This window comes from Gulosibacter sp., assembly GCF_052090685.1.
Taxonomy (GTDB): Bacteria; Actinomycetota; Actinomycetes; order Actinomycetales; family Microbacteriaceae; genus Gulosibacter.
Window position 1 is genome coordinate 1 of sequence record NZ_JBQDBE010000031.1, and the last position, 23,942, is coordinate 23,942.

Annotated in this window: 20 protein-coding genes and 1 pseudogene; 11 read left to right on the plus strand and 10 right to left on the minus strand. The window is 60.7% G+C overall.

The features are described from left to right. The 3 genes from acnA to ACTHXA_RS14445 all read left to right on the plus strand — a co-directional run. Positions 1-1,796, plus strand: a 1,796-nt coding sequence (gene acnA, locus ACTHXA_RS14435; protein ID WP_441673573.1) for an aconitate hydratase AcnA, incomplete at its 5' end; no start/stop codon positions are given. Positions 1,797-2,022: 226 nt separating this feature from the next. Beyond that, positions 2,023-3,990, plus strand: a complete 1,968-nt coding sequence (gene dxs / locus ACTHXA_RS14440; RefSeq protein WP_441673574.1) for a 1-deoxy-D-xylulose-5-phosphate synthase — start codon at positions 2,023-2,025, stop codon at positions 3,988-3,990. 7 nt (positions 3,991-3,997) lie between these two features. After that, positions 3,998-4,612 carry a GyrI-like domain-containing protein gene (locus ACTHXA_RS14445; protein ID WP_441673575.1) on the plus strand — a complete coding sequence of 205 codons (615 nt, stop codon included), beginning with the start codon at positions 3,998-4,000 and terminating at the stop codon, positions 4,610-4,612. 167 nt (positions 4,613-4,779) lie between these two features. Here the strand turns inward: ACTHXA_RS14445 and ACTHXA_RS14450 are convergent, their stop codons facing one another. The 6 genes from ACTHXA_RS14450 to ACTHXA_RS14475 form a co-directional block, all read right to left on the minus strand. Beyond that, a complete protein-coding gene (locus ACTHXA_RS14450; protein WP_441673576.1) occupies positions 4,780-5,883 on the minus strand; it encodes an SPFH domain-containing protein in 1,104 nt (367 codons plus the stop codon). Next, positions 5,876-6,364, minus strand: a complete 489-nt coding sequence (locus tag ACTHXA_RS14455) for an NfeD family protein (protein WP_441673577.1) — start codon at positions 6,362-6,364, stop codon at positions 5,876-5,878. Before ACTHXA_RS14455 ends, ACTHXA_RS14450 begins: the two co-directional genes overlap by 8 nt. A gap of 187 nt (positions 6,365-6,551) precedes the next feature. Then, complete coding sequence (locus ACTHXA_RS14460; protein WP_441673578.1) at positions 6,552-8,705, minus strand: 3-hydroxyacyl-CoA dehydrogenase NAD-binding domain-containing protein; 2,154 nt, start codon at positions 8,703-8,705, stop codon at positions 6,552-6,554. Between the two features lie 8 nt (positions 8,706-8,713). Beyond that, entirely contained in the window at positions 8,714-9,925 is a 1,212-nt protein-coding gene (locus ACTHXA_RS14465; RefSeq protein ID WP_441673579.1) for a thiolase family protein, read from the minus strand. Between the two features lie 89 nt (positions 9,926-10,014). After that, complete coding sequence (locus ACTHXA_RS14470) at positions 10,015-11,208, minus strand: ribonuclease D (RefSeq protein WP_441673580.1); 1,194 nt, start codon at positions 11,206-11,208, stop codon at positions 10,015-10,017. Continuing rightward, the gene (locus ACTHXA_RS14475) at positions 11,195-11,794 is read right to left on the minus strand and encodes a DUF3000 domain-containing protein (RefSeq protein WP_441673581.1); all 600 of its coding nucleotides are present in this window, start codon (positions 11,792-11,794) and stop codon (positions 11,195-11,197) included. The genes ACTHXA_RS14470 and ACTHXA_RS14475 overlap by 14 nt, the downstream gene beginning before the upstream one ends. A 75-nt stretch (positions 11,795-11,869) precedes the next feature. Here ACTHXA_RS14475 and ACTHXA_RS14480 point away from each other — a divergent pair, with 75 nt between their 5' ends. Continuing rightward, positions 11,870-13,057 (plus strand): alpha/beta hydrolase family protein, encoded by a 1,188-nt coding sequence (locus ACTHXA_RS14480; protein WP_441673582.1) that lies wholly within the window; start codon positions 11,870-11,872, stop codon positions 13,055-13,057. A 17-nt stretch (positions 13,058-13,074) separates the two neighbouring features. Here the strand turns inward: ACTHXA_RS14480 and ACTHXA_RS14485 are convergent, their stop codons facing one another. From ACTHXA_RS14485 to ACTHXA_RS14495, 3 genes are read right to left on the minus strand one after another with little or no spacing between them, the layout of a single operon-like run. Further along, positions 13,075-13,824: a dihydrofolate reductase family protein gene (locus ACTHXA_RS14485; RefSeq protein WP_441673583.1), complete on the minus strand. Its 750-nt coding sequence runs from the start codon at positions 13,822-13,824 to the stop codon at positions 13,075-13,077. A gap of 4 nt (positions 13,825-13,828) precedes the next feature. Further along, positions 13,829-14,305: a SufE family protein gene (locus ACTHXA_RS14490; RefSeq protein ID WP_441673584.1), complete on the minus strand. Its 477-nt coding sequence runs from the start codon at positions 14,303-14,305 to the stop codon at positions 13,829-13,831. Between the two features lie 48 nt (positions 14,306-14,353). Beyond that, positions 14,354-15,259, minus strand: a complete 906-nt coding sequence (locus ACTHXA_RS14495; RefSeq protein ID WP_441673585.1) for a sulfurtransferase — start codon at positions 15,257-15,259, stop codon at positions 14,354-14,356. A gap of 202 nt (positions 15,260-15,461) precedes the next feature. Here ACTHXA_RS14495 and zapE point away from each other — a divergent pair, with 202 nt between their 5' ends. After that, complete coding sequence (zapE, locus tag ACTHXA_RS14500; RefSeq protein ID WP_441673592.1) at positions 15,462-16,472, plus strand: cell division protein ZapE; 1,011 nt, start codon at positions 15,462-15,464, stop codon at positions 16,470-16,472. A gap of 3 nt (positions 16,473-16,475) precedes the next feature. Here zapE and aqpZ read toward each other — a convergent pair whose 3' ends face one another. Continuing rightward, positions 16,476-17,237 (minus strand): aquaporin Z, encoded by a 762-nt coding sequence (aqpZ, locus tag ACTHXA_RS14505; RefSeq protein ID WP_441673586.1) that lies wholly within the window; start codon positions 17,235-17,237, stop codon positions 16,476-16,478. Positions 17,238-17,498: 261 nt separating this feature from the next. Here aqpZ and ACTHXA_RS14510 point away from each other — a divergent pair, with 261 nt between their 5' ends. The 6 genes and pseudogenes from ACTHXA_RS14510 to ACTHXA_RS14535 form a co-directional block, all read left to right on the plus strand. Beyond that, positions 17,499-18,968 (plus strand): APC family permease, encoded by a 1,470-nt coding sequence (locus ACTHXA_RS14510; RefSeq protein ID WP_441673587.1) that lies wholly within the window; start codon positions 17,499-17,501, stop codon positions 18,966-18,968. Continuing rightward, entirely contained in the window at positions 18,965-20,302 is a 1,338-nt protein-coding gene (locus ACTHXA_RS14515) for a glutamine synthetase (protein WP_441673588.1), read from the plus strand. The genes ACTHXA_RS14510 and ACTHXA_RS14515 overlap by 4 nt, the downstream gene beginning before the upstream one ends. Then, positions 20,292-21,542, plus strand: a complete 1,251-nt coding sequence (locus ACTHXA_RS14520; RefSeq protein WP_441673589.1) for an amidohydrolase family protein — start codon at positions 20,292-20,294, stop codon at positions 21,540-21,542. The genes ACTHXA_RS14515 and ACTHXA_RS14520 overlap by 11 nt, the downstream gene beginning before the upstream one ends. An 11-nt stretch (positions 21,543-21,553) precedes the next feature. Next, on the plus strand, positions 21,554-22,720 hold the full coding sequence (locus ACTHXA_RS14525) for a M20 metallopeptidase family protein (protein ID WP_441673590.1): 1,167 nt from the start codon (positions 21,554-21,556) through the stop codon (positions 22,718-22,720). Next, on the plus strand, positions 22,717-23,616 hold the full coding sequence (locus tag ACTHXA_RS14530) for a MurR/RpiR family transcriptional regulator (RefSeq protein ID WP_441673591.1): 900 nt from the start codon (positions 22,717-22,719) through the stop codon (positions 23,614-23,616). Before ACTHXA_RS14525 ends, ACTHXA_RS14530 begins: the two co-directional genes overlap by 4 nt. 20 nt (positions 23,617-23,636) lie before the next feature. Next, a pseudogene (locus ACTHXA_RS14535) lies at positions 23,637-23,942 on the plus strand (hypothetical protein); the annotation flags it as partial.

Consider the following 23,942-nt stretch of genomic DNA (forward strand, 5'->3'; position numbering starts at 1 on the left):
AGCAGCACCTCTGGCACAACCCCTCGATCGAGCCCAACTTCTCGGAGTACCTCGAGCTCGACCTCGCAACCGTCGTGCCTTCGATTGCTGGGCCCCGTCGTCCACAGGACCGCATCGAGCTCACCGAAGCGAAGAAGCAGTTCGCGAGCGACCTCAATGACTACGCCGACACGAAGATCGACAATGTCAATGTCCTCAGCGAAGCAAGCTTCCCCGCATCCGACCCCGGCAAGTTCGAGACCGGTGCACCGTCATCCCTCCACTACGAGCGCGCGGCACACCCACACGACCGTGCCTCGAACCCGGTAACGGTGAACGACGGCAGCGCGGAATTCGAGATCGACCACGGTTCGGTCGCGATCGCTGCCATCACCTCCTGCACCAACACCTCGAACCCCTCGGTCATGATGGCTGCAGGCCTGCTCGCTCGCAACGCGGTAGAGAAGGGCCTAGAGACCAAGCCTTGGGTCAAGACCACCCTTGCTCCCGGATCCAAGGTCGTCACGAGCTACTACGACAAGTCGGGTCTCACCAGCTACCTCGACCAACTCGGTTTCTACCTCGTTGGTTACGGCTGCACCACCTGTATCGGTAACTCGGGACCGCTCGATGAGCCGATCTCTGAGGCGATCAACGACAACGATCTCGCGGTCACTGCGGTGCTCTCCGGTAACCGTAACTTCGAGGGTCGTATCAACCCCGACGTCAAGATGAACTACCTCGCTTCGCCGCCGCTCGTGGTTGCCTACGCGCTCGCCGGTTCGATGGACTTCGACTTCGACAACGAGCCACTCGGTAAGGGTAAGGACGGCAAGGACGTCTTCCTCTCGGACATTTGGCCAGCCGCTGACGAGGTACAGAAGGTCATTGACGCCTCGATCGACACCGACATGTACACCGATGAGTATGCATCGGTGTTCGAGGGTGACGAGCGCTGGCGTTCGCTGCCCACCCCGACCGGTGCCACGTTCGAGTGGGATGAGCAGTCGACCTACGTACGCAAGCCTTCGTACTTTGACGGCATGACGCTCGAGTTGACCCCCGTCGAGGACATCACGGATGCTCGCGTGCTCGTGAAGCTTGGTCACTCGACCACGACCGACCACATTTCGCCTGCGGGTTCGATTGCGATGGCAAGCCCAGCCGGTCGCTACCTCAGCGAGAACGGCGTGGAGCGTCGTGACTTCAACTCCTACGGTTCGCGCCGTGGTAACCACGAGATCATGATCCGCGGAACCTTTGCGAACATCCGCCTGAAGAACCTCCTGCTGGACGGCGTCGAAGGTGGCCACACCCGCGACTTCACGCAGGATGGCGGACCGCAGTCGTATATCTACGACGCTGCCCAGAACTACGCGGCACAGAACACCCCGCTTGTGGTGCTCGCCGGTAAGGAATACGGTTCAGGATCCTCGCGTGACTGGGCTGCAAAGGGCACGAGCCTGCTCGGCGTCAAGGCCGTCATCACCGAGAGCTTTGAGCGCATCCACCGCTCGAACCTGATCGGTATGGGTGTTGTCCCGCTGCAGTTCCCCGAGGGTGAATCGGCTGAATCGCTCGGGCTCGACGGTACCGAGTCCTTCTCGATCACCGGCCTGACGGAACTCAATGAGGGTCGTACCCCGAAGACGCTGCACGTGACGGCAACCCCGACCGAGTTCTCGGAAGAGGGTCGCGAGCCGGTCGAGTTTGACGCGGTAGTGCGCATCGACACCCCGGGTGAAGCCGACTACTACCGCAACGGCGGCATCCTGCAGTACGTGCTGCGTTCACTGGTCGCCAAGAACAGCAAGTAGCACTACACCTCGCTAAGGCGGGTTCGGTGTTGCGAGAAGTACTTCTCTTCTCGTAACCCCGAACCCGCCTTTGCGTTGCTTGAGAACGAGGGCCCGGGCAGAAACGGAGCCTCGACACAAGAGCGGAGACTCGAGGGCCGAATTGCTCTTCGACAGTGCCACCGCGTTAGGATTGGGCCTTACCCGGTCAGTGTAGGTGCCGACCGACCAGACGTCAGGGGAGTGGATGAACAAGGAGATTCTTCCCGGAATTCACACCCCGAGTGATCTCAAACCACTCAAGCTGCGCGCGATGAAGCGTCTCGCGCAAGAGATCCGCACATTCCTGATCGAGAACGTGTCGCGTTCGGGTGGGCATCTTGGACCGAACCTTGGCGCGGTCGAATTAACCCTCGCCATCCACCGCGTATTTGATTCGCCACACGATGCCATTGTCTTTGATACCGGGCACCAGTCATACGTCCACAAGCTCGTCACCGGCCGACAGGATTTTAGTCTGCTGCGCGAGCGTGGCGGTCTGGCAGGCTATCCACAGCGCTCAGAATCGGAGCACGACATTGTCGAGTCTTCGCATGCCTCGAGCTCGCTGAGCTGGGCGGATGGGATCTCACGCGCCTGGAAGATCGCGGGCGAACACGACCGCACCGTGGTTGCGGTCGTCGGTGACGGCTCGCTCACCGGTGGTATGACTTGGGAAGCGCTCAACAATATTAGTGATGACAACAGTCGTCGCATGGTGATCGTCGTGAATGACAATGGCCGCTCCTATGCACCGACCATTGGTGGTGTCGCAAGATTTCTCAACCGGGTTCGTACGGATCAGACGTATACGGCGCTCCAGCGACGCTCGGGAGAGGCCTTTTCACGAATTGGTGGGCGCCTGGGCCGCAGTATCTTTCGTGCGGTCCGTGGCGGTATGCACGGCTTTCTCGCACGATTCTCGAATGTTGACCAGCTGTATTCCAATCTCGACATCAAATATCTGGGGCCAATCGACGGGCATGATCAAGCTGCCCTCGAAGAAGCGCTTCGACAAGCCAAACGGCATCCTGGACCGGTCATCGTTCACGCCATCACCGAAAAGGGACACGGATTCCGTCCTGCCACCGAAGACGCCAACGACCAATTCCACGCAGTGGGCCAAATCGACCCGATTACGGGCGAACCGCTCGCAGCCTCGAATGGAAAATCCTGGACCAGCGTCTTCGGCGAAGAAATGGTTACGCTTGCGGGCGAGCGTGAAGACATCGTCGGTGTGACCGCGGCGATGCTGCGGCCGGTCGGGCTTGCGCCGATGAAGGCTGCCTACCCCGACCGTGTCCTGGATGTGGGGATCGCGGAACAACACGCCGTCACCTCAGCCGCGGGAATGGCTTACGGCGGACTGCACCCGGTGGTCGCGATTTACTCCACCTTCATGAACCGTGCCTTCGACCAGGTGCTCATGGACGTTGGGCTGCACCATGCGCCTGTCACCTTCGTGCTCGACCGCGCGGGAGTCACAGGGCCCGACGGACCGAGCCACCACGGGATGTGGGACTTGGCACTGCTGCAGGTGATCCCGGGGATCCGACTCGCCGCACCACGTGACGCCACCCGCCTTCGCGAGGAGTTGCGCGAAGCGGTTGAAGTTGAGGACAGCCCGACGGTGCTTCGCTACTCCAAGGGCCAAGTCGGGGCGGAAATCGAGGCCGTATCCCGGCTCGAAGACGGCGTGGATGTGTTGAAAATCGGTTCTTCAAGCGATGTGCTCATTGTTGCCGTTGGGTCAATGGCGGCAATCGCGGTGGAAGTCGCGAACTTTGTCGAGGTACAGGGCATCGGGGTCACGGTGGTGGATCCACGCTGGGTCGTACCGGTACCCGAGTCGGTCATTGAGCTCGCTCGTCACCATCGCCTCGTGATCTCGATCGAAGACGGCGTCAAGGTTGGCGGTATCGGTACGCGTATTCGTCAGGACCTTCGTGCTGCCGAGGTGGACGCCACGGTCACCGAACTTGGTCTCCCTGACGAGTTCATCGACCACGCCTCGCGCGAGCAAATCCTCGAGGATGCGGGGCTCACCTCCCGCAAGATCGGCCGGGACATCGTCGCGCAGGTGCTCGGATCGCGAGTACCCCACGCGCGCCCCGAGCGGGAAACGGGGGAGCCCCTCGCAACGGCCGAGATCATCCAGAGCCTGCGGTCGAACTAGGGGTCTCGTGGAACATTACGACATCAAGAAGGCGCGTCGGGAGCTCTACGCCCCAAAGCACGGCGTTTTTACCCTTGTTGATGTGCCCGAGCTCTGGTTTCTCAAGGTGGATGGGCATGGCGACCCCAATACCGCCCAGCAGTATCGTGAAGCGTTGGAAGCGCTATATCCGCTGAGCTACGCCATTCGCAAGATCTGCAAAGCGACACTCGGCCGTGTGCACACCGTGTCTCCGCTCGAGGGAATCTGGTGGGCGCAGGACATGTCGACCTTCGCAAGTCGGCAAAAGGACGATTGGGACTGGTCCATGATGATTGCCCAACCGGAGTACGTGACCGGCGACATTGTGTCGGAAGCCCACGAAGCTGTGCGTCCAAAGGCTCCAGTTGCGCTCGATCGAGTGCGGTTTGAGCCCCACACGGATGGACTCAGTGTGCAAACACTGCACATCGGCTCCTATGACGACGAGGGCCCGGTGCTGCAACGGATGCATGAGGAATACATTCCTTCGAAAGGCCTCACAATGACGGGGCGTCACCACGAGATATATCTGTCGGATGCGCGCAAGACAGCTCCGGAAAAGCTGCGGACGATTCTGAGGCAGCCCGTAAAACGCCTTTAGTTACGTCGAGACCGGTGTCGTAGAGAGCCGGTACTGGTTCTCTCGAAGTTCGCAGTTTTGATAAAGTGCCACAGCTTGGTGCGACACGCGACGACACGCCCGGAGAATAGCAATCCGTGGCACTTTTTCAAGAAGGTGCGAAGGTTGACGGAATTCGGGACTAGCCGTTACTCGGGACCGGGCGGCCGCTTGTCATCGGGAACCACATCCTCGGCAAGCTCGGAAGCAAGCGCCACGTCGCTGTGCGCCTTGCGTAGCGCTTCTCGAGGGTCTTCCAGATCGTCGTCGTCGAGCGCGATATCCGTGTGCTCACCTTTGTCATTGTCCCGAAGCCCACTCGGGTCGGCGTCGAGCCCCGTCCCGTCATCCGTCTTGGGGTCCGTCTGGATACCGAGCGCCTCACCGATCCCTTGTAAGGCTTTGGAAAATTCACCCGGGACGATCCACACGGTGTTCGAGTCGCCCTCGGCAATTTTTGGCAGCACTTGCAGGTACTGGTAGGCGAGGAGCTTGGAATCAGCGTTGCCGCGATGGATGGCATCAAATACCTGCAGAATGGCGCGTGCCTGGCCTTGAGCTTGCAAGATCTGCGCCTGTGCGTTTCCTTCGGCACGCAGGATCTGTGCTTGTTTCTCGCCCTCGGCGCTGAGGATTTCAGACTGTTTGATCCCCTCCGCATTGAGGATTGTTGCTCGACGGTCGCGTTCGGCGCGCATCTGCTTCTCCATTGAATCCTGCACGCTCGGTGGTGGGTCGATCGCTTTGAGCTCGACCCGATTCACGCGGATACCCCAGCGACCAGTCGCATCATCGAGCACACCACGGAGCTGACTGTTGATGTTGTCGCGACTGGTGAGCGTCTGTTCGAGGTCGAGGGAGCCGATCACATTTCGCAGCGTGGTAACCGTGAGTTGTTCAATGCCCTGAATGTAGTTCGCGATTTCGTAGGTTGCGGCCTTCGGATCAGTCGGTTGAAAGAAAATCACCGTGTCGATGCTGACCACGAGGTTGTCGGAAGTAATCACCGGTTGCGGTGGAAATGACACGACCTGCTCGCGGAGATCAACGTTGGCGCGTACCCGATCGATGAAGGGCACGATGAAATGCAACCCGGGGTGCAGCGAACGGTGATAGCGTCCGAGCCGTTCGATGATGAGCGCGGTTGCCTGCGGAACAATCCGTACGGCACGTGCCAACACGAAGAACGTGAAGACGATGAGCAATAGCAACACGGAGTAGAGCACTATGTCGGCGATGAGGGAGTCAGGCATTCGGGGCCTCCTCGGATGGGGGTGTGAATTCGTCATGGTCTGCGTCGACGACTGCTGTGGCACCGTCGATGCGCACGACTCGGACAATGTCGCCTACTTGGAATGTGCGCTCCGGATCCACGCTACGAGCGGACCAGTCTTCGCCAATCACTTTCACCAGCCCCGTGCGGTTCGTGGTGATTTCGAGGATTTCCCCTTGCCGGCCGATGTACGCCGCGACATTGGTGAGTTCAGTTGCAGCGGCCGGCCGGAGCTTACGCAGCGCAATCGGCCGCACGACGATCAGCAGCAGTGCTGAGATGCCAACGAAGACGAGCACCTGCACTACGAGCGAGCCGCCGGCAAGCGCAACACTGGCCGCACCGAGCGCCGCGATCGTGAGCATCACGAAGACCAGGTCGAGCGAGGCTACCTCGATCAGACCGAGAATGAGCGCGGCTGCGACCCAACCGAGCCACTGGAACTCTCGCAACCACTCCATGCCCGCCTCCCGTTACGTCTGCGTCATCGGGTGGGATGAATTTTCATTGTAGGCGGTCGGGTTGCGGATGCTCGGGGCAAGTGGAATCGGCGACGGCCGGCTCAGAAGCTGGCGGCGCAAAAACATCTCCGCAGGCCGTCAACTGGGACGACCTGCGGAGACAATTCTGGGGTTCGGAGTTGCGGACCTAGCGGTGTGCCGCTCCGCGGATCGGTGGGTTGTGGAAGGTAGCGCCGAATGCCTTCTGGCTTGCACCGACACGGTCGAGGTATGGCGTGATGCCACCCGAGTAGAGCGGGAACCCGGCACCGAGGATGAGGCAGAGGTCGATGTCTTCGACTGCCTCGACCACGTTCTCCTCGAGCATGATGTGGATTTCCTCGGCCAAGCCGGTCTCGACGCGATCGCGGAATTCTTCAGCGCTGAGCGGCGAGTTCCCGTCGGTGCCCACAATCTTGCGGAACTCCTTGGTGTATCCCTTCTTCTCGCCCTTGGAATCGCGCTCGATGAGCTTCGCGCCCGCATCGGCGAGATTGTTGAGATTCTCCGACTCGAAGAAGCGCTCGGGGAACGGGGCGTGGTGCGACTCGAGTACGTGCGCACCAACCTTGAGACCGACGAGTTCGAGCAGTTCGAACGGCGTCATCGGCAAGCCCATTGGCGCGAGCGCAGTGTCGACCACTTCGATCGGCGTACCCGTGTCCACTGCGTGCATCGATTCACCGAGCACCTTTGCGAGCACACGGTTGACCACGAATCCGGGGCGGTCGCGCGTGATGACGGCATTCTTCTTGAGGTCCTTCGCTACAGCCATCGCGGTCGCAAGCGTCACCTCGTTCGTCTTTTCCGCATTGACGACCTCGAGCAGTGGCATCACCGCAACGGGGTTGAAGAAGTGGAAACCCACGAGACGTTCTGGATGCTTGAGCACGCTGCCAATCTCATCCACCGAAAGTGAAGAGGTATTGGTTGCCAGAATCGTCTCTTCCGAAACGATATTTTCGAGGTCGGCGAATACATCCTGTTTGACTTTGACCTCTTCGAACACCGCCTCGATCACCCAGTCGCAGTCCGCGAACTTGGAGCGATCGGTGGTGCCGGTCACGAGTGCTTTAAGGCGCTTGTGGTTGTCAGCGTCAAGACGGCCCTTTTCGGTGAGTTTGTCGAGCTCGGCATGTACCCCGGCGACGCCGCGGTCAACGCGTTCCTGGTCGAGGTCGGTGAGCACGACCGGCACCTGGAGGCGACGGACGAAGAGCGTGGCGAACTGGGTTGCCATGAGCCCGGCACCGACTATGCCGACCTTCGTAATCTTGTGGGCGAGCTCCTTATCCGGGGCTCCTGCGGGCCGCTTGGCACGCTTTTGCACGAGGTCAAAGGCGTACATCGAGGCCATGAATTGGTCACCCACGATGAGTTCGCCAAGCGCATCGTTCTCTGCTTCGAATCCCTTCGCGCGGTCGTTGTGCTTCGCGAGCGCGAGGATGTCGAGCGCCTTATACGGAGCGAGGGGGACGGTACCGAGCTTGGCTTCGAGCTGCTTACGAGCGATCTTGATGGCGATATCCCACTTGGCTACCCGCTCCATTTTGCCCGGCTCATTTGGCCGCGTGACCTTCTCTTTACCGGTGAGCACCGCATCCGCGAACTTCAGCGAGTCTTCGAGGAAGTTGACGGCGCCGATGAGGCGGTCAAAGATCCCGAGTTCGTGTGCCTGCTGGGGCTTGAGGGTGCGGTTCTGCTTGAGTGGGTTCTCAATAATCACCTTGAGGGCGTTCTCGATGCCAATGAGGTTTGGCAGGATGCTTGCCCCGCCCCAGCCCGGGACTAGTCCGAGGAAGGCCTCCGGCAGCGCCACCGCGGGGCAGGACGTGTCGATAGTCCGGTAGTCCGAGTTCAGTGCAACCTCGAGGCCGCCGCCAAGCGCTAGGCCGTTTACGAACGCGAAGCTCGGAACGCCGAGGTCGCCCAGGAGTCCGAGGACGTTGTGGCCGAGTTCGGCAAGGAGCCGACCTTCTTTGGGACTGGGAATCTGATTGACCAGCGACAGATCTGCGCCGGCGGCGAAGTTGAATCGCTTGCCGGTGATCGCGACCGCATCAATTTCTTTGGCCTTGGCGCGCCCGCGCTGTGCCTCGAGCGTTGTCCCGAGACCGACGAGAGTGTTTGGGCCGAGGGTATTCGGGCGTTTATAGTCGCGATTATTGTCAAGGGTGATCAGCGCGATGATCTTGCCCGAAGGAAGCGTGATATCGCGGACCTTCGCTTCCGTGATCACCTCCCCTTCAACCGCGTTGACGAGGGGGCCGTAGTAATCCGCATCGAATGTTGGGGTCTTCAATTCCCTGCCTACTTTCCAGCTCGTGCGTGCTTCTTGCGGTTCCAATTCGGGTTCTCCCAAATCATGGTGCCGCCTTGACCGAGTCCGACGCACATCGCGGTGACGCCGTAACGGACCTCGGGATGCTCTTCAAATTGGTTTGCGAGTTGCATCATCAGCCGCACACCACTGGCTGCCAGCGGGTGGCCCATGGCAATTGCGCCACCGTATTGGTTGACCGAGGGGTCGTCATCCTTGATGCCGAAGTGATCGAGGAAGGACAGCACCTGCACCGCAAAGGCCTCGTTCAACTCGAAGAGGCCAATATCGTCAATCTTGAGCCCTGCGCGTTCCAGCGCGCGCTCAGTCGAAGGGACAGGCCCGAGGCCCATGACCTCGGGCTGCACACCGGCGAAACCATAGGAGACCAGACGCATCCTCGGCTTGAGCCCCAACTTCTTGACCGCGTGCTTTGACGCGAGAATCGACGCGGTGGCACCATCCGTCAGCGGCGAAGCGTTACCCGCGGTGACCTTGCCATGGGGACGGAACGGCGTCTTGAGTCCGCTGAGTCCCTCCATTGTCGTGTCGGGGCGAGGATGCTCGTCACGGGTTGCGAGGCCCCAGCCGGCTTCCGACTCGAGGGCAACGGGGACGAGGTCACGAGCGAACTTGTCCGCGGCGTAGGCTGCGGCCGTCTTTTGCTGCGAGCGCATCGCAAAATGGTCCGCACGCTCTTTGGTGAGCTCGGGGAAGCGGTCGTGCAATCGTTCGGCCGTCTTGCCCATATTGAGTGCATCGCCCTCAACGAGACGCTCCGAGAGGAAACGGGGATTGGGGTCAGCGTCGAAGCCCATCGGGTGACGCCCCATGTGCTCCACGCCACCGGCAATCGCGACATCGTACTGGCCGAAGCCGATCGATGCGCCCATGAGGGAGGCCGCAGTGAGGGCTCCCGCACACATCCGGTCAATTGCGAGCCCCGGAACCGTGTTCGGAAGTCCGGCAAGCAGCGCCGTGGTCCGACCAAGCGTCAAACCCTGATCGCCCTGCTGCGTTGTCGCGGCGATTGCCACGTCGTCGTATCGTTCGCCGGGGATTTCGGGATTGCGCTCAATGAGCTCACGCATCGCTTTGACCACGAGGTCATCAGCACGCGTTTGCCAGTACATCCCTTTCTCTCCAGCGCGGCCGAACGGTGTGCGAGCACCGTCGATGTAGTAGACCTCGGATCCGGTCACGTATCCTCCCTAGCCAGTTTCTGTCCGCGTCCTCGCGGGCAATACAACGGTCAATCTTATCCAGACCACACTAAGAGTGTGCTCAGGATTTATGCGGCTTCGACAAATGCCTCCGCAATCACGGGAGCCGTAATGTCGATCTGCCACTGCCGCGCGCCCAAGTTGGCAAGCTGCTGAGAAATCGATTCAGCATCCGTACCAACCGGCTCCCAACATACCTGCCGCAGATAGGCGGGAGTTAACAGGTTGTCGGTGGGAACGTGGAGCTGCTCCGCGGTGTCAGCCACCGCGGGACGGGCGGCCTTGAAGCGGGCATCCGCTTCCGGACGCTTATTGGCCCAGCCCTTGGGGTGCGGGATGCCGTTTCCGGATCTGGCGGTGCGCTGCGGAAGCTCTTCGGTGGTCAGTCCGCGTCGAATGGCGGCACCCCAGCGGTCAATCTGGGTGCGCGACTCTTTGCCAGTGAAGGTCTTGAGGGCCGCCAGCTTGTTGAGGGTTCGAGGCAGTGCCTGCGCGGCAGCCACGATGGCGCGATCGGGAATGATGCGTCCGGGGGCGGTATCCGTCTCGCGGGCATAGTCATCGCGGGCAAGCCAAAGTTCGCGGGCAACAGCCAGTTGGCGCGGGGATCGGAGCGACGAAAGTCGGGAAATCCGGCGCCAGCGCTCGGGGTCGTGCGGTTTGGGTCGGAATCCGAGGAGGTGCTCAAACTCTTCTTTGGCCCAGCCGTCTTTACCCGCGTCGATGAGTTCCTCGGCAAGCCGATCGCGAACATCGATGAGGAGTTCCACGTCGAGTGCCGCGTATGCGAGCCAGGATGCGGGCAGCGGCCGCACCGACCAATCATCTGCAGAATGTGCCTTGGCGAGCTCGATACCAAGCAGTTCTTCAACGACTGCGCCGAGCCCCACGCGGTCTTTGCCAAGGAGCCTCGAAGCAAGTTCCGTGTCGAAGAGGTTATTGGGGATGAGATCTATTTCCCGCATGCACGGCAGGTCTTGGGTGGCAGCGTGAAGGATCCACTGCTCATCCTGAATGGCGGCCGCGAGGTCGGCGAGCGAGCCGAATGGGATTGGATCGATCAGGAGTGTTCCGGATCCACGACGGAAGATCTGCACGAGATACGCGCGGTCGGAGTATCGAAAGCCGGAGGCCCGTTCTGTATCGATTGCGATTGGGCCGTGCCCGTCGCGAAGTCGAGTGATGGCAGCCGCCAATTCCTCGTGGGTGTCGATGACATCGAGGTCACCGCGTTCCACGCGTCGGGCATCAACCGCGGCCATGATTCCGAGCGATGTGTCGAATTGCGGGTACTTCGCTCGAGTCAACCGGAGGCAGACCGCTGAGCATGCATAGCAGGGTGCTCCATGCCGCGACATGCGGCGCGAGGTCATCCGACTGCGGTGACCATGATGCGCGCATCTCGATTTGGGAGCCTTCTCCGTGTTCGGTGAGTTCCCCAAAACCCTTGGAGTTCACTACCGTGACCGTCCCGGAGGGGTAGTCGTAATCAGCCTGCTCCTCTTCGAGAGCATCCATGAGCCAGGACCACGCAACATCCGGGAGCATCGCATCCGCACCGATATCAGTCTCAAGTGGAGCCTGTGCGAAGGAAACGATTCGAAACTGTCCGCGCCAAGCCTCCGGTTCAGACAAATCGTGCAGCATGATGAAGCGCCCGGTGCCAAAATGGGAGTCTCCTTCAAGCTGACCCGGACTAACATCAGCGGCGAGCGCAAGGGAGTTGGGCGCCAGATCATCTGGCGGTCGAATCTCCTGAACGCGCAGGTCGCTTCGGAACTCGACCGCTCGGATAGACTCCGCAGCTCGATCGAATTCCGCTGGCACTGGATGCAAACTGACCACCACGCGAAGAGAGTATGCAGGCGCCCGGCAGCGATTGGACAGGCGCGCCGATGAGTGAGGGGACCGAGAAAAGAAAGTATGCGCGAAACGTCAAAGAACCCAAACTGGCCACTTCACCTTGGTGCTTTTACCCTCGGTGCCGCGGGGCTTACCGCCACCGCAATTGGCGGTTTGGGGAGCCTGCTCGCGAGAACACTGATCACGAGCCGGCCAACGGCACCGGAGACCGTGCGAGTGACCGCAATCACGGTGGATCCGGACACTCCCGGCGCGGGCACGATCGAATTGCAACGCACGATCGAATCCGAGCAGGCGGGGCAGTACACAATTTCCTGGGGTGGCGGCCGTGGCCGGGCGGTTCTTGCGGAGATTGTGCACGCGACGGTTGGCACCGTCACCCGACGCTATTTTGGTGCCGTTGGGATGCAGTTGGTGGGTACCAAGATGGTGCGCGTCATGTCGGCACCGCAGCGCGATATTGCTGATCTCGGATTGCCTTGGGAAGAAGTTGAAATTCCCACCGAGCTTGGGAACGCACCTGCGTGGCTGATTCCGGCGACCGAGCCAAAACCCGGACACTGGATGATTCACGTGCACGGCCGCGGTGCCTCGCGAGTGGAACCCTTGCGCACGGTGCCCCTTGCTGCCGCGCGCGGGTGGAACTCGCTCGTGGTCACGTATCGCAATGACTACGGTGCACCAGCCGCTCCCGGCGGCCGCTACGGGCTGGGACTTACCGAATGGCGCGATGTGGATGCGGCGATTGAGTGGGCAGTCGCCCGCGGCGCTCGGCGCATCCTACTGGCGGGTTGGTCAATGGGCGGTACGATCGCCACGCTCACGTACCTGCGGTCTCGCTTCAATCCAATGATCGAGGGGATTATGCTCGAGTCGCCGGGTGTGGATTGGCGCGCGACGATCGAATATCAGCCGAGCGTGAAATGGATTCCTGACCGCTCAAAGCGTTTCGCCAACTGGCTGCTGCGCTCCGATCTCGGTCGTTCCCTTATCAGGCTCAAGGAACCGATCAACCTCGAAGATGTGGATCTTGTCGCCCACGCCCACGAAATTGAAGTACCGGTGCTGCTGCTGCACTCCGCGGGGGACACCATCGTTCCCGTCGGGCCGAGCCGCCGACTCGCCGAGACATTGCCGGGGATCGTCGAATACGAAGAGTTTGCCAGTGCCCGCCACGTGCGCCTGTGGAATCGAGAACCCAATCGCTGGGAACGCGTGGTGGGTAACTGGTTGGATGCGCGGGGTTAGCGAAGCTGCGCGGGGGATTACTGCGACAGCAGCCGCTGATAGATAAAGCTCTCGGAGTCTTCGAGGAGCAGTTCGCGCGAGAACGCCGTGCCAGTCTCTGAGCCGGGCAACGACGTCGCGTCGTTCGGTGCGAATACCGGGGCCTGGGTCAAACAGATTTCATCCAACCGACCTTCGTCGAGGAACTGGCTGATCAGCCGGTTGCCACCCTCCACCACAATTTGGCGCAGGTCGCGCTCTTTCAGCGCCGCGAGCACCTCGTCGAGCGAGAGCCGGCCGTCCCGCGGGGAAAGCTCTTGAATCTGCGCGCCCGGGATGGTGCGTTCCACTTCGGCACGCGCCTCGGCGGGGCAGCATACGAGCACTGACGCTGCCGCATCCTCGACCGAAATTCGGTGACCCTCAAGATTCCCCGAGCCGGTGACGATGCACAGCCACGTTGGTTTGGTCGCGAGGTGACGCTCTTGTCGCACCGTTTGTGCGCCCACGATGATCGCGTCGCTCATTTGCCGAATGATGCCGAGGATGCGCCGGTCGGCCCGATTCGAGAGTGTGTCGGAGGTGCTATCCGAACCGGTGACGCGACCGTTAAGCGAGCCGATCATATTCATCCGCACCCAATCTCGGCGCGGTGGGGTGTAGAGCTCGCGAATCTGCTCATCCACGCTCTCGTCACGGAGGTTCAGGATGTCGCCCGGCCTGGCAAATTGTGCCGTGAGAATGCGCAGCCAGTCTGGGTCTGGCATGGACTCGATTGTGGTCGCCACTCGGTCAGCCTAGGTCTTGTGAGTGCTGCGCGGGAGCACTCGCTGCCGCGCCCGTTGCTCCCGCGAGCTGTTCTTGGACCTGGCGCTTCACGCGGCCGAGCATCCCGACCATGCCGCGCAGTCGAAGTGGCGAGACCTGCTTGGTGATGCCGAGATCGAAGGGGAAGTCAGCGGGGATATCGAGGACTTCTTCGACGCTGAGCCCGCTGATGCCCTGGACCAAAATGGATGCGAACCCGCGCGTGGTTGGCGCTTCCGGAGGAGCTTTTGCGAACATCTGGACTACGCCATCGCGCACCTCGGTGGTGATAAACACGGGGGATTGGCACTCAATAACCTGCTCGAAGGGCACGTCTTGGTATTCCTCGGGGACTTCGGGAAGTTCATCCGAAAACTCGAGGAGAAGATTGAGCTTTTCGCTATCGGGAACCGCGTGAAAGTCATCACGGATCTCCGCGAGCTGATTCGGCAAAGCAGTCATGGCATCCTTTCTGGCCGTCGGTATGCGCTCGAAATACTGGGGGCGTGGTTAGCGCCGCGGGAATTCGCCGGGCGCCTCACCCTTCACGATTGGCGCGCCAACGAGGGAGCCCCATTCGGTCCAAGAACCGTCGTAGTTGCGAACATTCTTGAAGCCGAGGAGGTGCTGCAAGACAAACCAGGTGTGGCTCGAACGCTCACCGATTCGGCAGTAGGCAATGACGTTTTGGTTGGCATTGAATCCGAGCTCCGCTTCGTAGATTGCCTCGAGTTCCGCACGCGATTTGAAGGAACCGTCCTCGGCTGCGGCGCGTGCCCATGGCACATTCTTTGCGGTGGGGATGTGCCCGCCACGAAGCGCACCCTCGTCCGGGTAGTCGGGCATGTGCGTCTTTTCGCCCGTGTACTCCGGGACGCTGCGGACATCGAGCAGCGGTTCACCGGTGCCCAAGTGAGCCTGGACATCGTCGCGGAGGGCACGAATCGGTGCGTCCTGACGCTCGACTACGGGGTAGTCCACGGCTGGGCGCGAGGGCGCCTCACGGGTGAGTTCGCGGCCCTCGGCGATCCATTTGTCGCGGCCACCGTCGAGCAGACGAACATCCTCATGCCCGAAGAGAGTGAAGACCCACAGTGCGTAGGCTGCCCACCAGTTCGAGCGGTCGCCGTAAATTACGACCGTGTCTTCGCGAGCGATCCCGAGACCACTGAGCAGTGTGGCGAAACCTTCACCGTCGACGTAGTCACGAACCACCTCATCATTGAGGTCGGTGTGCCAATCGATTTTCACGGTACCGGGGATGTGACCGGTCTCGTAGAGCAGCACATCCTCATCGGACTCAACGACAACAAGCCCTTCGCGGTCGAGGTTTTTCGCGAGCCATTCCGTCGAAACGAGGCGCTCAGGGTGCGCGTATTCGGCAAACTTCGGTTGCTGGTCTAGCTCAATGCTCACGAAAACACTCCTCAAATCGTGCGCCACGGTTGTGATGGCGACTCAACCAGGCTAGACGAGCAAGCGATTGTCGAGGAAGATTCGCCGAGCATATTACCTAAGAGCGTAATCGCGCGTAGGCTGAATTGTCCCAGTTTTTCTCACGCAGGAGCGTTTCGTGGCATCAGGCGGCATCGTTCAGCTCACCGATCGAGTACCCCAAATGACGGCTCAAGAGATGGTGGATGCACTGGTTCCACCGCCGCAATTCCGCACCGCGAGTTTCGACTCGTATATCCCAGACGAGAACTACGCCTCGCAGCTTGAGGCCGTCGAAGTGTGTCGAAACTTCGCCGGTGATGTGACGGCGAAGGGGACCAGCGGTCTCGGATTCATTTCGCGCCTCCTGTTCTCAAAGAAAACGAACACCACGAAACCCGGTATTTACCTTGACGGTGGCTTTGGTGTCGGTAAGACCCACTTGCTTGCGGCCACGTGGCATGCCTATCCCGGGCGCAAGTATTTCGGCACGTTTATTGAGTACACGGCGCTTGTCGGTGCGCTCGGCTATCAGAATGCGGTCAAGGCATTCACTGGCGCCTCGCTGATCGCGATTGACGAGTTTGAACTTGATGATCCGGGCGACACGATGGTGATGTCGAAGCTGCTCGGTGAACTCGTTGATACCGGTACCTGCGTCGCGGCGACTTCGAACACTCCGCCAAATGCGCTCGGTGAGGGCCGCTTTGCTGCGCAGGACTTCCTGCGCGAAATCACGAAGCTCTCTTCAGTCTTCGAGACTCTGCGCATTGACGGTGTCGACTTCCGTCGACGTGCCGTTGAGGGTGAGGCCATTGTCACCAAGTCCGAGCAACTGCAGGCACAGGTGGATACGCGGGTTGAGCAAGGTCAGACCATCAGCCGCGATTCCTTCCGCGGCGTGATTGATCACCTCGCAAAGGTGCACCCTTCTCGCTACGTGAAAATGCTCGAAGAGATTGACACCATCGTGCTTGAGGACGTGAAAGAACTCACGAACCAGGCGGAGGCGCTGCGGTTTGTTGCCTTTATCGACCGGGTCTATGACGCGCAGATCCCGGTGATTGCAAGTGGTCTGCCCCTCGATGAAATCTTCGGTGGGGGGATGCTCGAGGGCGGGTACCGGAAGAAGTACCTCCGATCGGTCTCGCGCCTCATCGCATCCACCGGTGCCGCAGCGCCATCGCTCGTGTAGGCGCTATTCCACTTCTCCCGAGACGTCGACGGCCTCTCGCTTGACACCCGTGATGATGGCATAGGTGAGGCCCGCAATCGCGGCACCGACGAGGGGCGCGACCCAGAACAGCCAAAGCTGACCGAGGTATTCACCACCGCCGAAGAACGCCGTTGCCGTTGAACGCGCCGGGTTCACCGAGGTGTTCGATACCGGAATCGAAATGATGTGGATCAGCGCGAGCCCGAAACCAATTGCGATCGGTGCGAACCCGACCGGGGCACGATCGTCGGTGGCGCCGAGGATGATGTAGAGGAAGAACGCGGTGAGGACCACCTCGGCGATCAGCACGGCAACGAGCGAGAACCCGCCGGGGGAGAGCTCCCCGTAACCGTTCGAGGCGAATCCGCCGGGCTCGAAATCGGGGGCACCCGAAGCAATCAGCCACAGCACGCCAGCGCCCGCGGCACCCGCAATGACTTGGGTAATGACGTAGGGGAGGACATCGCGCCATTCAAAGCGCTTTGCGACGGCAAGGCCGAGGGTAACGGCAGGGTTGAAGTGGCCGCCGGAGACGTGACCGACGGCGTAAGCCATCGTCAAGACGGTGAGGCCAAAGGCGAGGGCGACGCCGAGGTGTCCCACTCCGACTGAGATTTGATCATCACCGACAAATTTCGCGGCCAGTACGGCGGAACCGGCTCCGCCAAATACGAGCCAGAAAGTACCGAGAGCTTCCGCGCCGAGGCGGTGAGCAAGTTTCGGGGTTGCGGGTGTGGATGACATGGCTTCCTCCGATGTGCGGGGGTGAACTGAATGACCGGATCCGGTCATTCATCAACCTAGTGCGGTGAGGCCACTTGCGGTTGAACTATGGGTCATCGCTGCACAACGGGGTAATTGTTGGTACAGACTGAGCACTGAGAACCGATTTTGACGTGACAACTGTTACAAGAGGGGTTAGTTTATGGAATATTGAAACGTTTGGTTCAGTGTGGACGTAATCCACGAGCCGCGTGCGAACCACCTCGCAAAGTAGCGAGGACCATGATCACATCCGACGTGAGGGCTGGACTATTGAGCAATGTTGACGCGACCAAGGTCGCATCCCCAAAAACGAAACGTCCACTCGGCACCTTCGAAATCGCGGCGATTGGTCTCGGCTTCATGGGGCCGGTCATGGCGATGTCACTCAACGGCATCGGTGTCGCTGCCCTCGTCGGTAAATCCGTACCGTTCACATTCATCGCCGCCTTTATCGGCACTCTTCTGGTGGCATACGGGTTCGTCCGACTCACTCAGCGCATCACGCACGCGGGGTCGGTGTATGCGCTCGCGGGCACCACGCTCGGCCCGCGTGCAGGCTTCTTCGGCGGCTTCGCGCTGCTGGGAACGTATATCTTCTTTGCCGCCTGCATCGTTGGTGCCTGTGCCGTGTTTTTCGAGGCAATGATGGCCGAGCTCGGCGTCCTCATGCCTCCCGGAATGTGGATGCTGGTGGCACTCGGCGTGGGGATCCTCGCCCTGGTACTCAACCTTCGTGAATCCGCCATCGTCGCCCGAGTGCTGCTCGGGATCGGCTTCGTGGGCATCGGCGCGATGCTCGTGCTCGCGGTCGTGATCATTGTGCAGCTTGGTGCGGGTACCGCACCGGTGTCCACCGGCCTTGACCTTTCGACGCTCACCCCTGGGGATGCTCCCATCACCGCGATCATGACTGCCGCGGTGTTTGGCTTTCTCTCGTGGGCGGGTTTCGAATCCGGTACATCACTCGGTGAAGAATCTGCCGAACCAAAGCGCGTGATTCCACGCGCCGTGCTCCTCGCGGTCATCATCGGTGGTTTCGTGTACGTGTTCATGATGTTTGCACAAACCGTCGGATTCGGTACCGACGAGGCGGGTGTGGAAGCCTTTGCGACCGCTTCATCAACCCTCACAACCCTGTCATCGATGTACATTGGGCCGTGGTTTGCCGTGATCATTTCGATCATCGCTTTCCTCGTGGCATTCGGCGCGCTCTTGAGTTCCAGTACGGCCGCCTCCCGGCTGCTCTTCGCGCTGGCCCGCGACGGCTTCGGACCAAAATCCTTCGCGAAAATAAATCCGACCACGCAGGTACCGTCCGTATCGGTCATTGTGGCCGTCATCCTGACCACCGTCATGGCACTCGCCCTCGGTGCCTTCGGTGCCACGAGCGTGGATGCGTACTACTGGTACGCAACAATGGGCACGCTGTGCATGGTCATCGCCTACGGCATGACCTCAATCGGTGTTATTCGGTACACCTTTAAGAAGGGCACGGGAATCCCGAAATGGGAGATTATCTTCCCAGTGCTTGCCCTGGTGTTCCTCGGGTATGTATATGTGATTCAGGTGGTTGGCCAAGAACCGCCCTATACCTACTTCCCCTGGCTCGCCGGAGCCTGGTGCCTCGTGGGGCTCATTATCGTGCTGAGCCGCCCCGCACTGGCAAAACGAATCGGATCCCGACTGACCGTAGAGGATATTGACGCATGACCGAACCCAACACCGCAGCCAATGCGGAAACTGAGACCATACCGAGCCGTGACGAACTTATCTTCCTTGCGACACATGATCTCGCCGCACGCACGAAGGGCAGGGCACTGCGACTCGAGGAATTCACCGAGACCACCACACTCGGGTGGGTACCGGCAAACCTCGGTATCGGACCACTCGGGCACATCGTCGATGGCATCCCATATGGCTCATCCGGTGATCTCCGACTCAAGCCGGATCTCGACACAAGAGTCCGCATTGACACGATCCCCGGACGCACGCCGCTCAACCTTGTGTTTGCTGATCTCATCGAACTTGACGGTTCCCCATGGGAATCCTGCTCGCGCTCGTTTCTAAAACGCGCGATTGCGGACCTCAACGAGCACGGTATCGACATGACCTCTTCCTTTGAACACGAGTTTGTCGACATGTCGGCCAAGGCTGAGCCGCACCCGTTCTCCCTGCAGAACTATCGCAATGCCGAACCGCTCGGTACACAACTCATGGCCACGCTGCACAGAGCCGGACTCGAACCGGAAAACTGGCTACCGGAATACGCCGAAAATCAATTTGAAATTACCGTCCGACCAACCACCCCGCTCGCATCCGCCGACCGGGCAATCCTCATCCGCGATATCGTGCGTGACCTTTACGAGGCACACGACCGCCACGCCAGCTTTGCGCCGGTGATCACGCCGGGCGGCGGCGGCAATGGCGTGCACGTGCACTTCGGCCTCTATCGGGCCGACGGCGAGAACCTGCTCTGGGACCCCTCTCGGCCGGGCCGGCTGTCAGTACTCGGCGGCAAATTCGCCGCCGGCATCGTGAAGTATGCACCGGATATGGCCGCGCTGTTCGCACCATTGTTCACGAGCTATGACCGTCTGGCACCGCACAATTGGTCCACGGCCCGCGCCTTTCTTGGTCTGCAGAATCGTGAGGCGCTACTGCGCATCTGCCCCACGAATGAGCTCGACGGTCGCGATCCCTCTTCGCAACTTCACTTCGAGTTCCGCGCGAGCGACATCGGGGCGAACCCGTGGCTGTTACTCGGCATCATCATCCGAGCCGGACTCGCTGGCATCGATGAAGACCTCGATCCCGCTCCCGTGATTGAGGGTGAAGCCGACCTTGAAGGGGAGCACAAGGACCTCGCCGAACTCCCCGGCGATCTTGCCAATGCACTCGACCGCTTCGAAGCGAGCGAAACCGTCCGAGGTTGGTTCCACGAGAATTTTGTGACGACGTTCGGCGCAGTGAAACGCGAGGAGATTGCGCAGCTCAAGGGACTCACCCCGGCAAAGCAATGTGAGGTGTACACCAATGTCTACTGAGGGAATTTCACTGACATCACCGACGACAACGACTCTGGATTTCTCCGATCTACCGTTGTTCGACCATCACTGCCACGGCGTGATCACACACGATGTCGACCGAGCGGCGTTTGAAGCGATGATTTCCGAGTCCTCGCGTCCAGCGACAACGGGAACGACCCGGTTTGATTCGCAGGTGGGCTTCCAGGTACTCGCGCACTGCGCACCGCAACTTGGACTCGCCGCATTTCCCGATCCCGATGAGTACCTCGCCCGGCGTGCAGAACTCGGCAGTGAAGAGGTCAATCGCCGGCTCCTCAAGGCCGCAAATATCACGGTTTTTGGTATCGAAACCGGTCACGGCGCCGATCTCATTAATTCCCCCGCAGACATCTCGCAGATCACCGGAGCGACATCCTGCGAGATTGTGCGTCTCGAGGTCGTCGCCGAACAGGTGACGGCGCGGATGCGCGGACAGCGCGCCTCTGCCGAGGACCTGCTGAGCGCCATCGAACACGAATTGGACGCGCGTCTCGAGCATGCGGTCGGCGTGAAGTCCATCGCGGCCTATCGAATCGGGTTCGATTTTTCAGCGGAGCGACCCACACCCGATGAGCTGCGCGACGCAGCCCAACAGCTGCTGGATGGAGACGGCCCGGTACGTCTCGACAGCCACGTGCTCATTCGGCACCTCATTTGGCTGGCCATCGACCGTCAGTGCGTGATTCAACTCCACGTGGGTTACGGCGATGATGATGTGGACCTGCATCACTGCAATCCGCTGCTGCTGACGCAGCTGCTCCGCGCAACAGTGGATTCGGGAGCCCGGTTCATGCTGCTGCACTGCTATCCGTTTCATCGCGAAGCGGGCTATCTCGCGGATGTTTTCCCACATGTTTACTTCGACGTCGGGCTCGCGATTAACTACACGGGATCGCGATCCGAGGCGATCATCGCCGAATCGCTCGAGCTCGCGCCATTCGGGAAGATTCTCTTCAGCGGTGATGCGTGGGGAGCAGCCGAACTGTACTACCTCGGCGCCATGCTTTTCCGTCGCGGGCTCGCCGCAACGCTGACCCGCTTCGCCGAGCTCGATGGCTGGCCGCAATCGCAGTGTGAGCGGGTTGCGCGGATGATCGCCTATGAGAATGCCGCTCGGGTATACGGTGTAGATCCACTCGGGGCAGTTGCTGCAAAAGCGCTCGCTTTGAGTCCCGACTCACCCGTTACCGAAACGGGTGGAAACGGCGAAAACGAATGACGGCGACTCGGATGCCTGACCTCATTAGACAGTGGCTTGATGCGCTCGCGGTGGAGCTTCCCGCAGCTGCAACACTGCGCAGAGCACTGCACCAGAATCCGCGTGTCAGCGGTCAAGAAGACGACACGGCAGTCGCGGTGGCGGGCGCGATGGACCTGGAGGCGACACCATTCGCGAAGACCGGCGGCGCCTTGCGAATTGGTCCGTCGGGGCCCGCAATTGGGCTACGTGGCGAACTTGACGCGCTTCCGGTCATTGAAACCACCGGGCTTGACTGGGGCGCGCGGAACGGTGCAATGCACGCATGCGGGCATGATGTACACCTTGCGGCGTTAACCGCGGTGGTGCGTGCGGCTCGCGATCTGCCATTACCATACGGGTTGGTTGCGGTGCTACAACCTCGGGAGGAGGCCTACCCCTCGGGTGCCGCAGACATGGTCTCGGAGGGGCTGCTCGAGCAATTTGAGATCGCTCGTATGGTTGGGGTGCACGTGCATCCACGAGTCGACAAGGGTGCCGTTGCCACCGGAGCCGGACTCGTGAATGCGGCTGCCGGGGAATTGCGGATGAAGGTCGAGGGCCGCGGCGGCCACGGCGCGTATCCACATCACGGCTCGGATGTCGCTGCCGCGGTGGCACATATCGTGACCGGGCTGCCAGAAATCCTGCGCCGCACCGTGGATCCCATGGATCAGGCAACGATCAGCGTGGGCACGATTCGGGTCGGACACGGTGCCGCGAACGTATTGCCCGGCGAAGGCGAAATCATCGCTACGATTCGGAATTCTTCGCAGTCACGAGCAGCGGTACTCGCCCAAGCAGTCGTCAGGTTAGTGCAGCACCAGGCAGCCGCATTCGACTGTGTCGGCAGCCTCGACTATGTCGAGGGCGAACCAGAACTGGTCAACGACACCCAGATTGTGACCGAACTCGACCAATTACTGCCAGCAATCGGGTTGACCGCGACCGAGCCGATGCGATCACTCGGTGCGGACGACTTCTCGTTCTTCAGCGATGCGGTGCCGAGCACGATGAGCTTCGTTGGGGTTGACAGCGGGAGCGCCTCACTACACGACGCCAGTTTCCTCCCGGACGAGGGTGCGCTTGAACGCGTGGCGAAGACCTTCATTGCCGCGTATGCAGCATCGGCTATTGACCTACAGAACCGGTCATCGTGAACAGTAGCGTTACGGAGCAAATAAACCAGCATTTCGCACAGCTCACCAGCGCGGAACGCAAGGTGGCCCGTACGCTGCTGAGTGATTATCCCGCGGCGGGACTCATGAGCGTGCACCGGCTCGCCGAGCGAGCTGGCGTGAGCTCCGCAACGATTGTTCGCTTTGTGAAAACCATCGGGTTCAACGGCTATCGAGCGTTTCAAGAGTGTCTTCGCGAGGAGGTGCAGGCTCGTGGCGACTCAGCCCTTTCACTTGCGTTGCGACGTGCCGAGCCGGATGCGGCGGCTACGAGCACGACTGAATCTCAGCGGCTTGATGCGTCCAGAGCGACATATATCGAGGGCATCGATCGCACGTTCGCGAATCTTCGAGTGAGCGAAGTTGACCAGCTCGTGACTTGGTTATCGGACGATCGCACCGGGATTACCACGGTCGGCGGGGTGTTCTCAGCGGTCCTTGCCCAGCACCTCGCGGCCGAACTCGCGATGTTTCGGCCGGGTGTGCGGGAATTCCCTCGCGAAACGATGCGTCAAGTCGATGTGCTACTCGAATCGGGGGCAAAGCACGATGTGTGGGTGGTCTTCGATTTTCGCCGCTACGCCCCGGAAACTGAACGCATCGCCAATCAGGCCCGTGAAAACGGCGCACGTATCGCGCTTATTACCGACCGCTGGTTATCACCCATCGCGAGTATTGCTGAGGTCGTGCTCAGCGTCAGGGTTGAAGCTCGTGGACCTTCCGACACGTTAGTGCCCGCGATGGCGCTGGTGGAAGCACTGTGTGAGGCGGCTGCTGAGAAACTCGGTGACGCCGGTCTCGAACGGCTCAGCAAAATCGACCCACTACGAACCGCGTTAGAAGTCTCACCTCCGCAACCGACCAGTGGCGCCGCCTAACGCAACGACAGCATCCAACGATCGCTGAGGCCATAGCCACAGCGGCACGCGAAGGTGCCGGATCATCAGTACTTTCGAGCGCCGTGGACGCAAGCACCCGCCTCGCCGAACAACTCATCGCGCTCACCCCAATACGTGAAACCGATGCGGGGAGTAAACGCGCCTACCTCGGACTCGGCGGTACCGATGCCAACACCGTCGCCGTGGCTGCCGCCCGACACAGCACCGGGCGCAATGGCATCGTCGCGTTCAGCGGCAGTTACCACGGTGGGCACCTGTTGCCTCATGTCAATACCTCCGGGAAGGTTGATTCGTTGCCTCAAGTA

Excerpts from the sequence above, each read along its gene's own strand:
- dxs (WP_441673574.1), top strand. The coding sequence starts at position 2,023 with ATGAACAAGGAGATTCTTCCCGGAATTCACACCCCGAGTGATCTCAAA.
- ACTHXA_RS14450 (WP_441673576.1), bottom strand. The coding sequence starts at position 5,883 with ATGCCTGACTCCCTCATCGCCGACATAGTGCTCTACTCCGTGTTGCTA.
- ACTHXA_RS14455 (WP_441673577.1), bottom strand. The coding sequence starts at position 6,364 with ATGGAGTGGTTGCGAGAGTTCCAGTGGCTCGGTTGGGTCGCAGCCGCG.
- ACTHXA_RS14470 (WP_441673580.1), bottom strand. The coding sequence starts at position 11,208 with ATGGCCGCGGTTGATGCCCGACGCGTGGAACGCGGTGACCTCGATGTC.
- ACTHXA_RS14480 (WP_441673582.1), top strand. The coding sequence starts at position 11,870 with ATGCGCGAAACGTCAAAGAACCCAAACTGGCCACTTCACCTTGGTGCT.
- ACTHXA_RS14490 (WP_441673584.1), bottom strand. The coding sequence starts at position 14,305 with ATGACTGCTTTGCCGAATCAGCTCGCGGAGATCCGTGATGACTTTCAC.
- zapE (WP_441673592.1), top strand. The coding sequence starts at position 15,462 with ATGACGGCTCAAGAGATGGTGGATGCACTGGTTCCACCGCCGCAATTC.
- aqpZ (WP_441673586.1), bottom strand. The coding sequence starts at position 17,237 with ATGTCATCCACACCCGCAACCCCGAAACTTGCTCACCGCCTCGGCGCG.
- ACTHXA_RS14510 (WP_441673587.1), top strand. The coding sequence starts at position 17,499 with ATGATCACATCCGACGTGAGGGCTGGACTATTGAGCAATGTTGACGCG.
- ACTHXA_RS14515 (WP_441673588.1), top strand. The coding sequence starts at position 18,965 with ATGACCGAACCCAACACCGCAGCCAATGCGGAAACTGAGACCATACCG.
- ACTHXA_RS14520 (WP_441673589.1), top strand. The coding sequence starts at position 20,292 with ATGTCTACTGAGGGAATTTCACTGACATCACCGACGACAACGACTCTG.
- ACTHXA_RS14525 (WP_441673590.1), top strand. The coding sequence starts at position 21,554 with ATGCCTGACCTCATTAGACAGTGGCTTGATGCGCTCGCGGTGGAGCTT.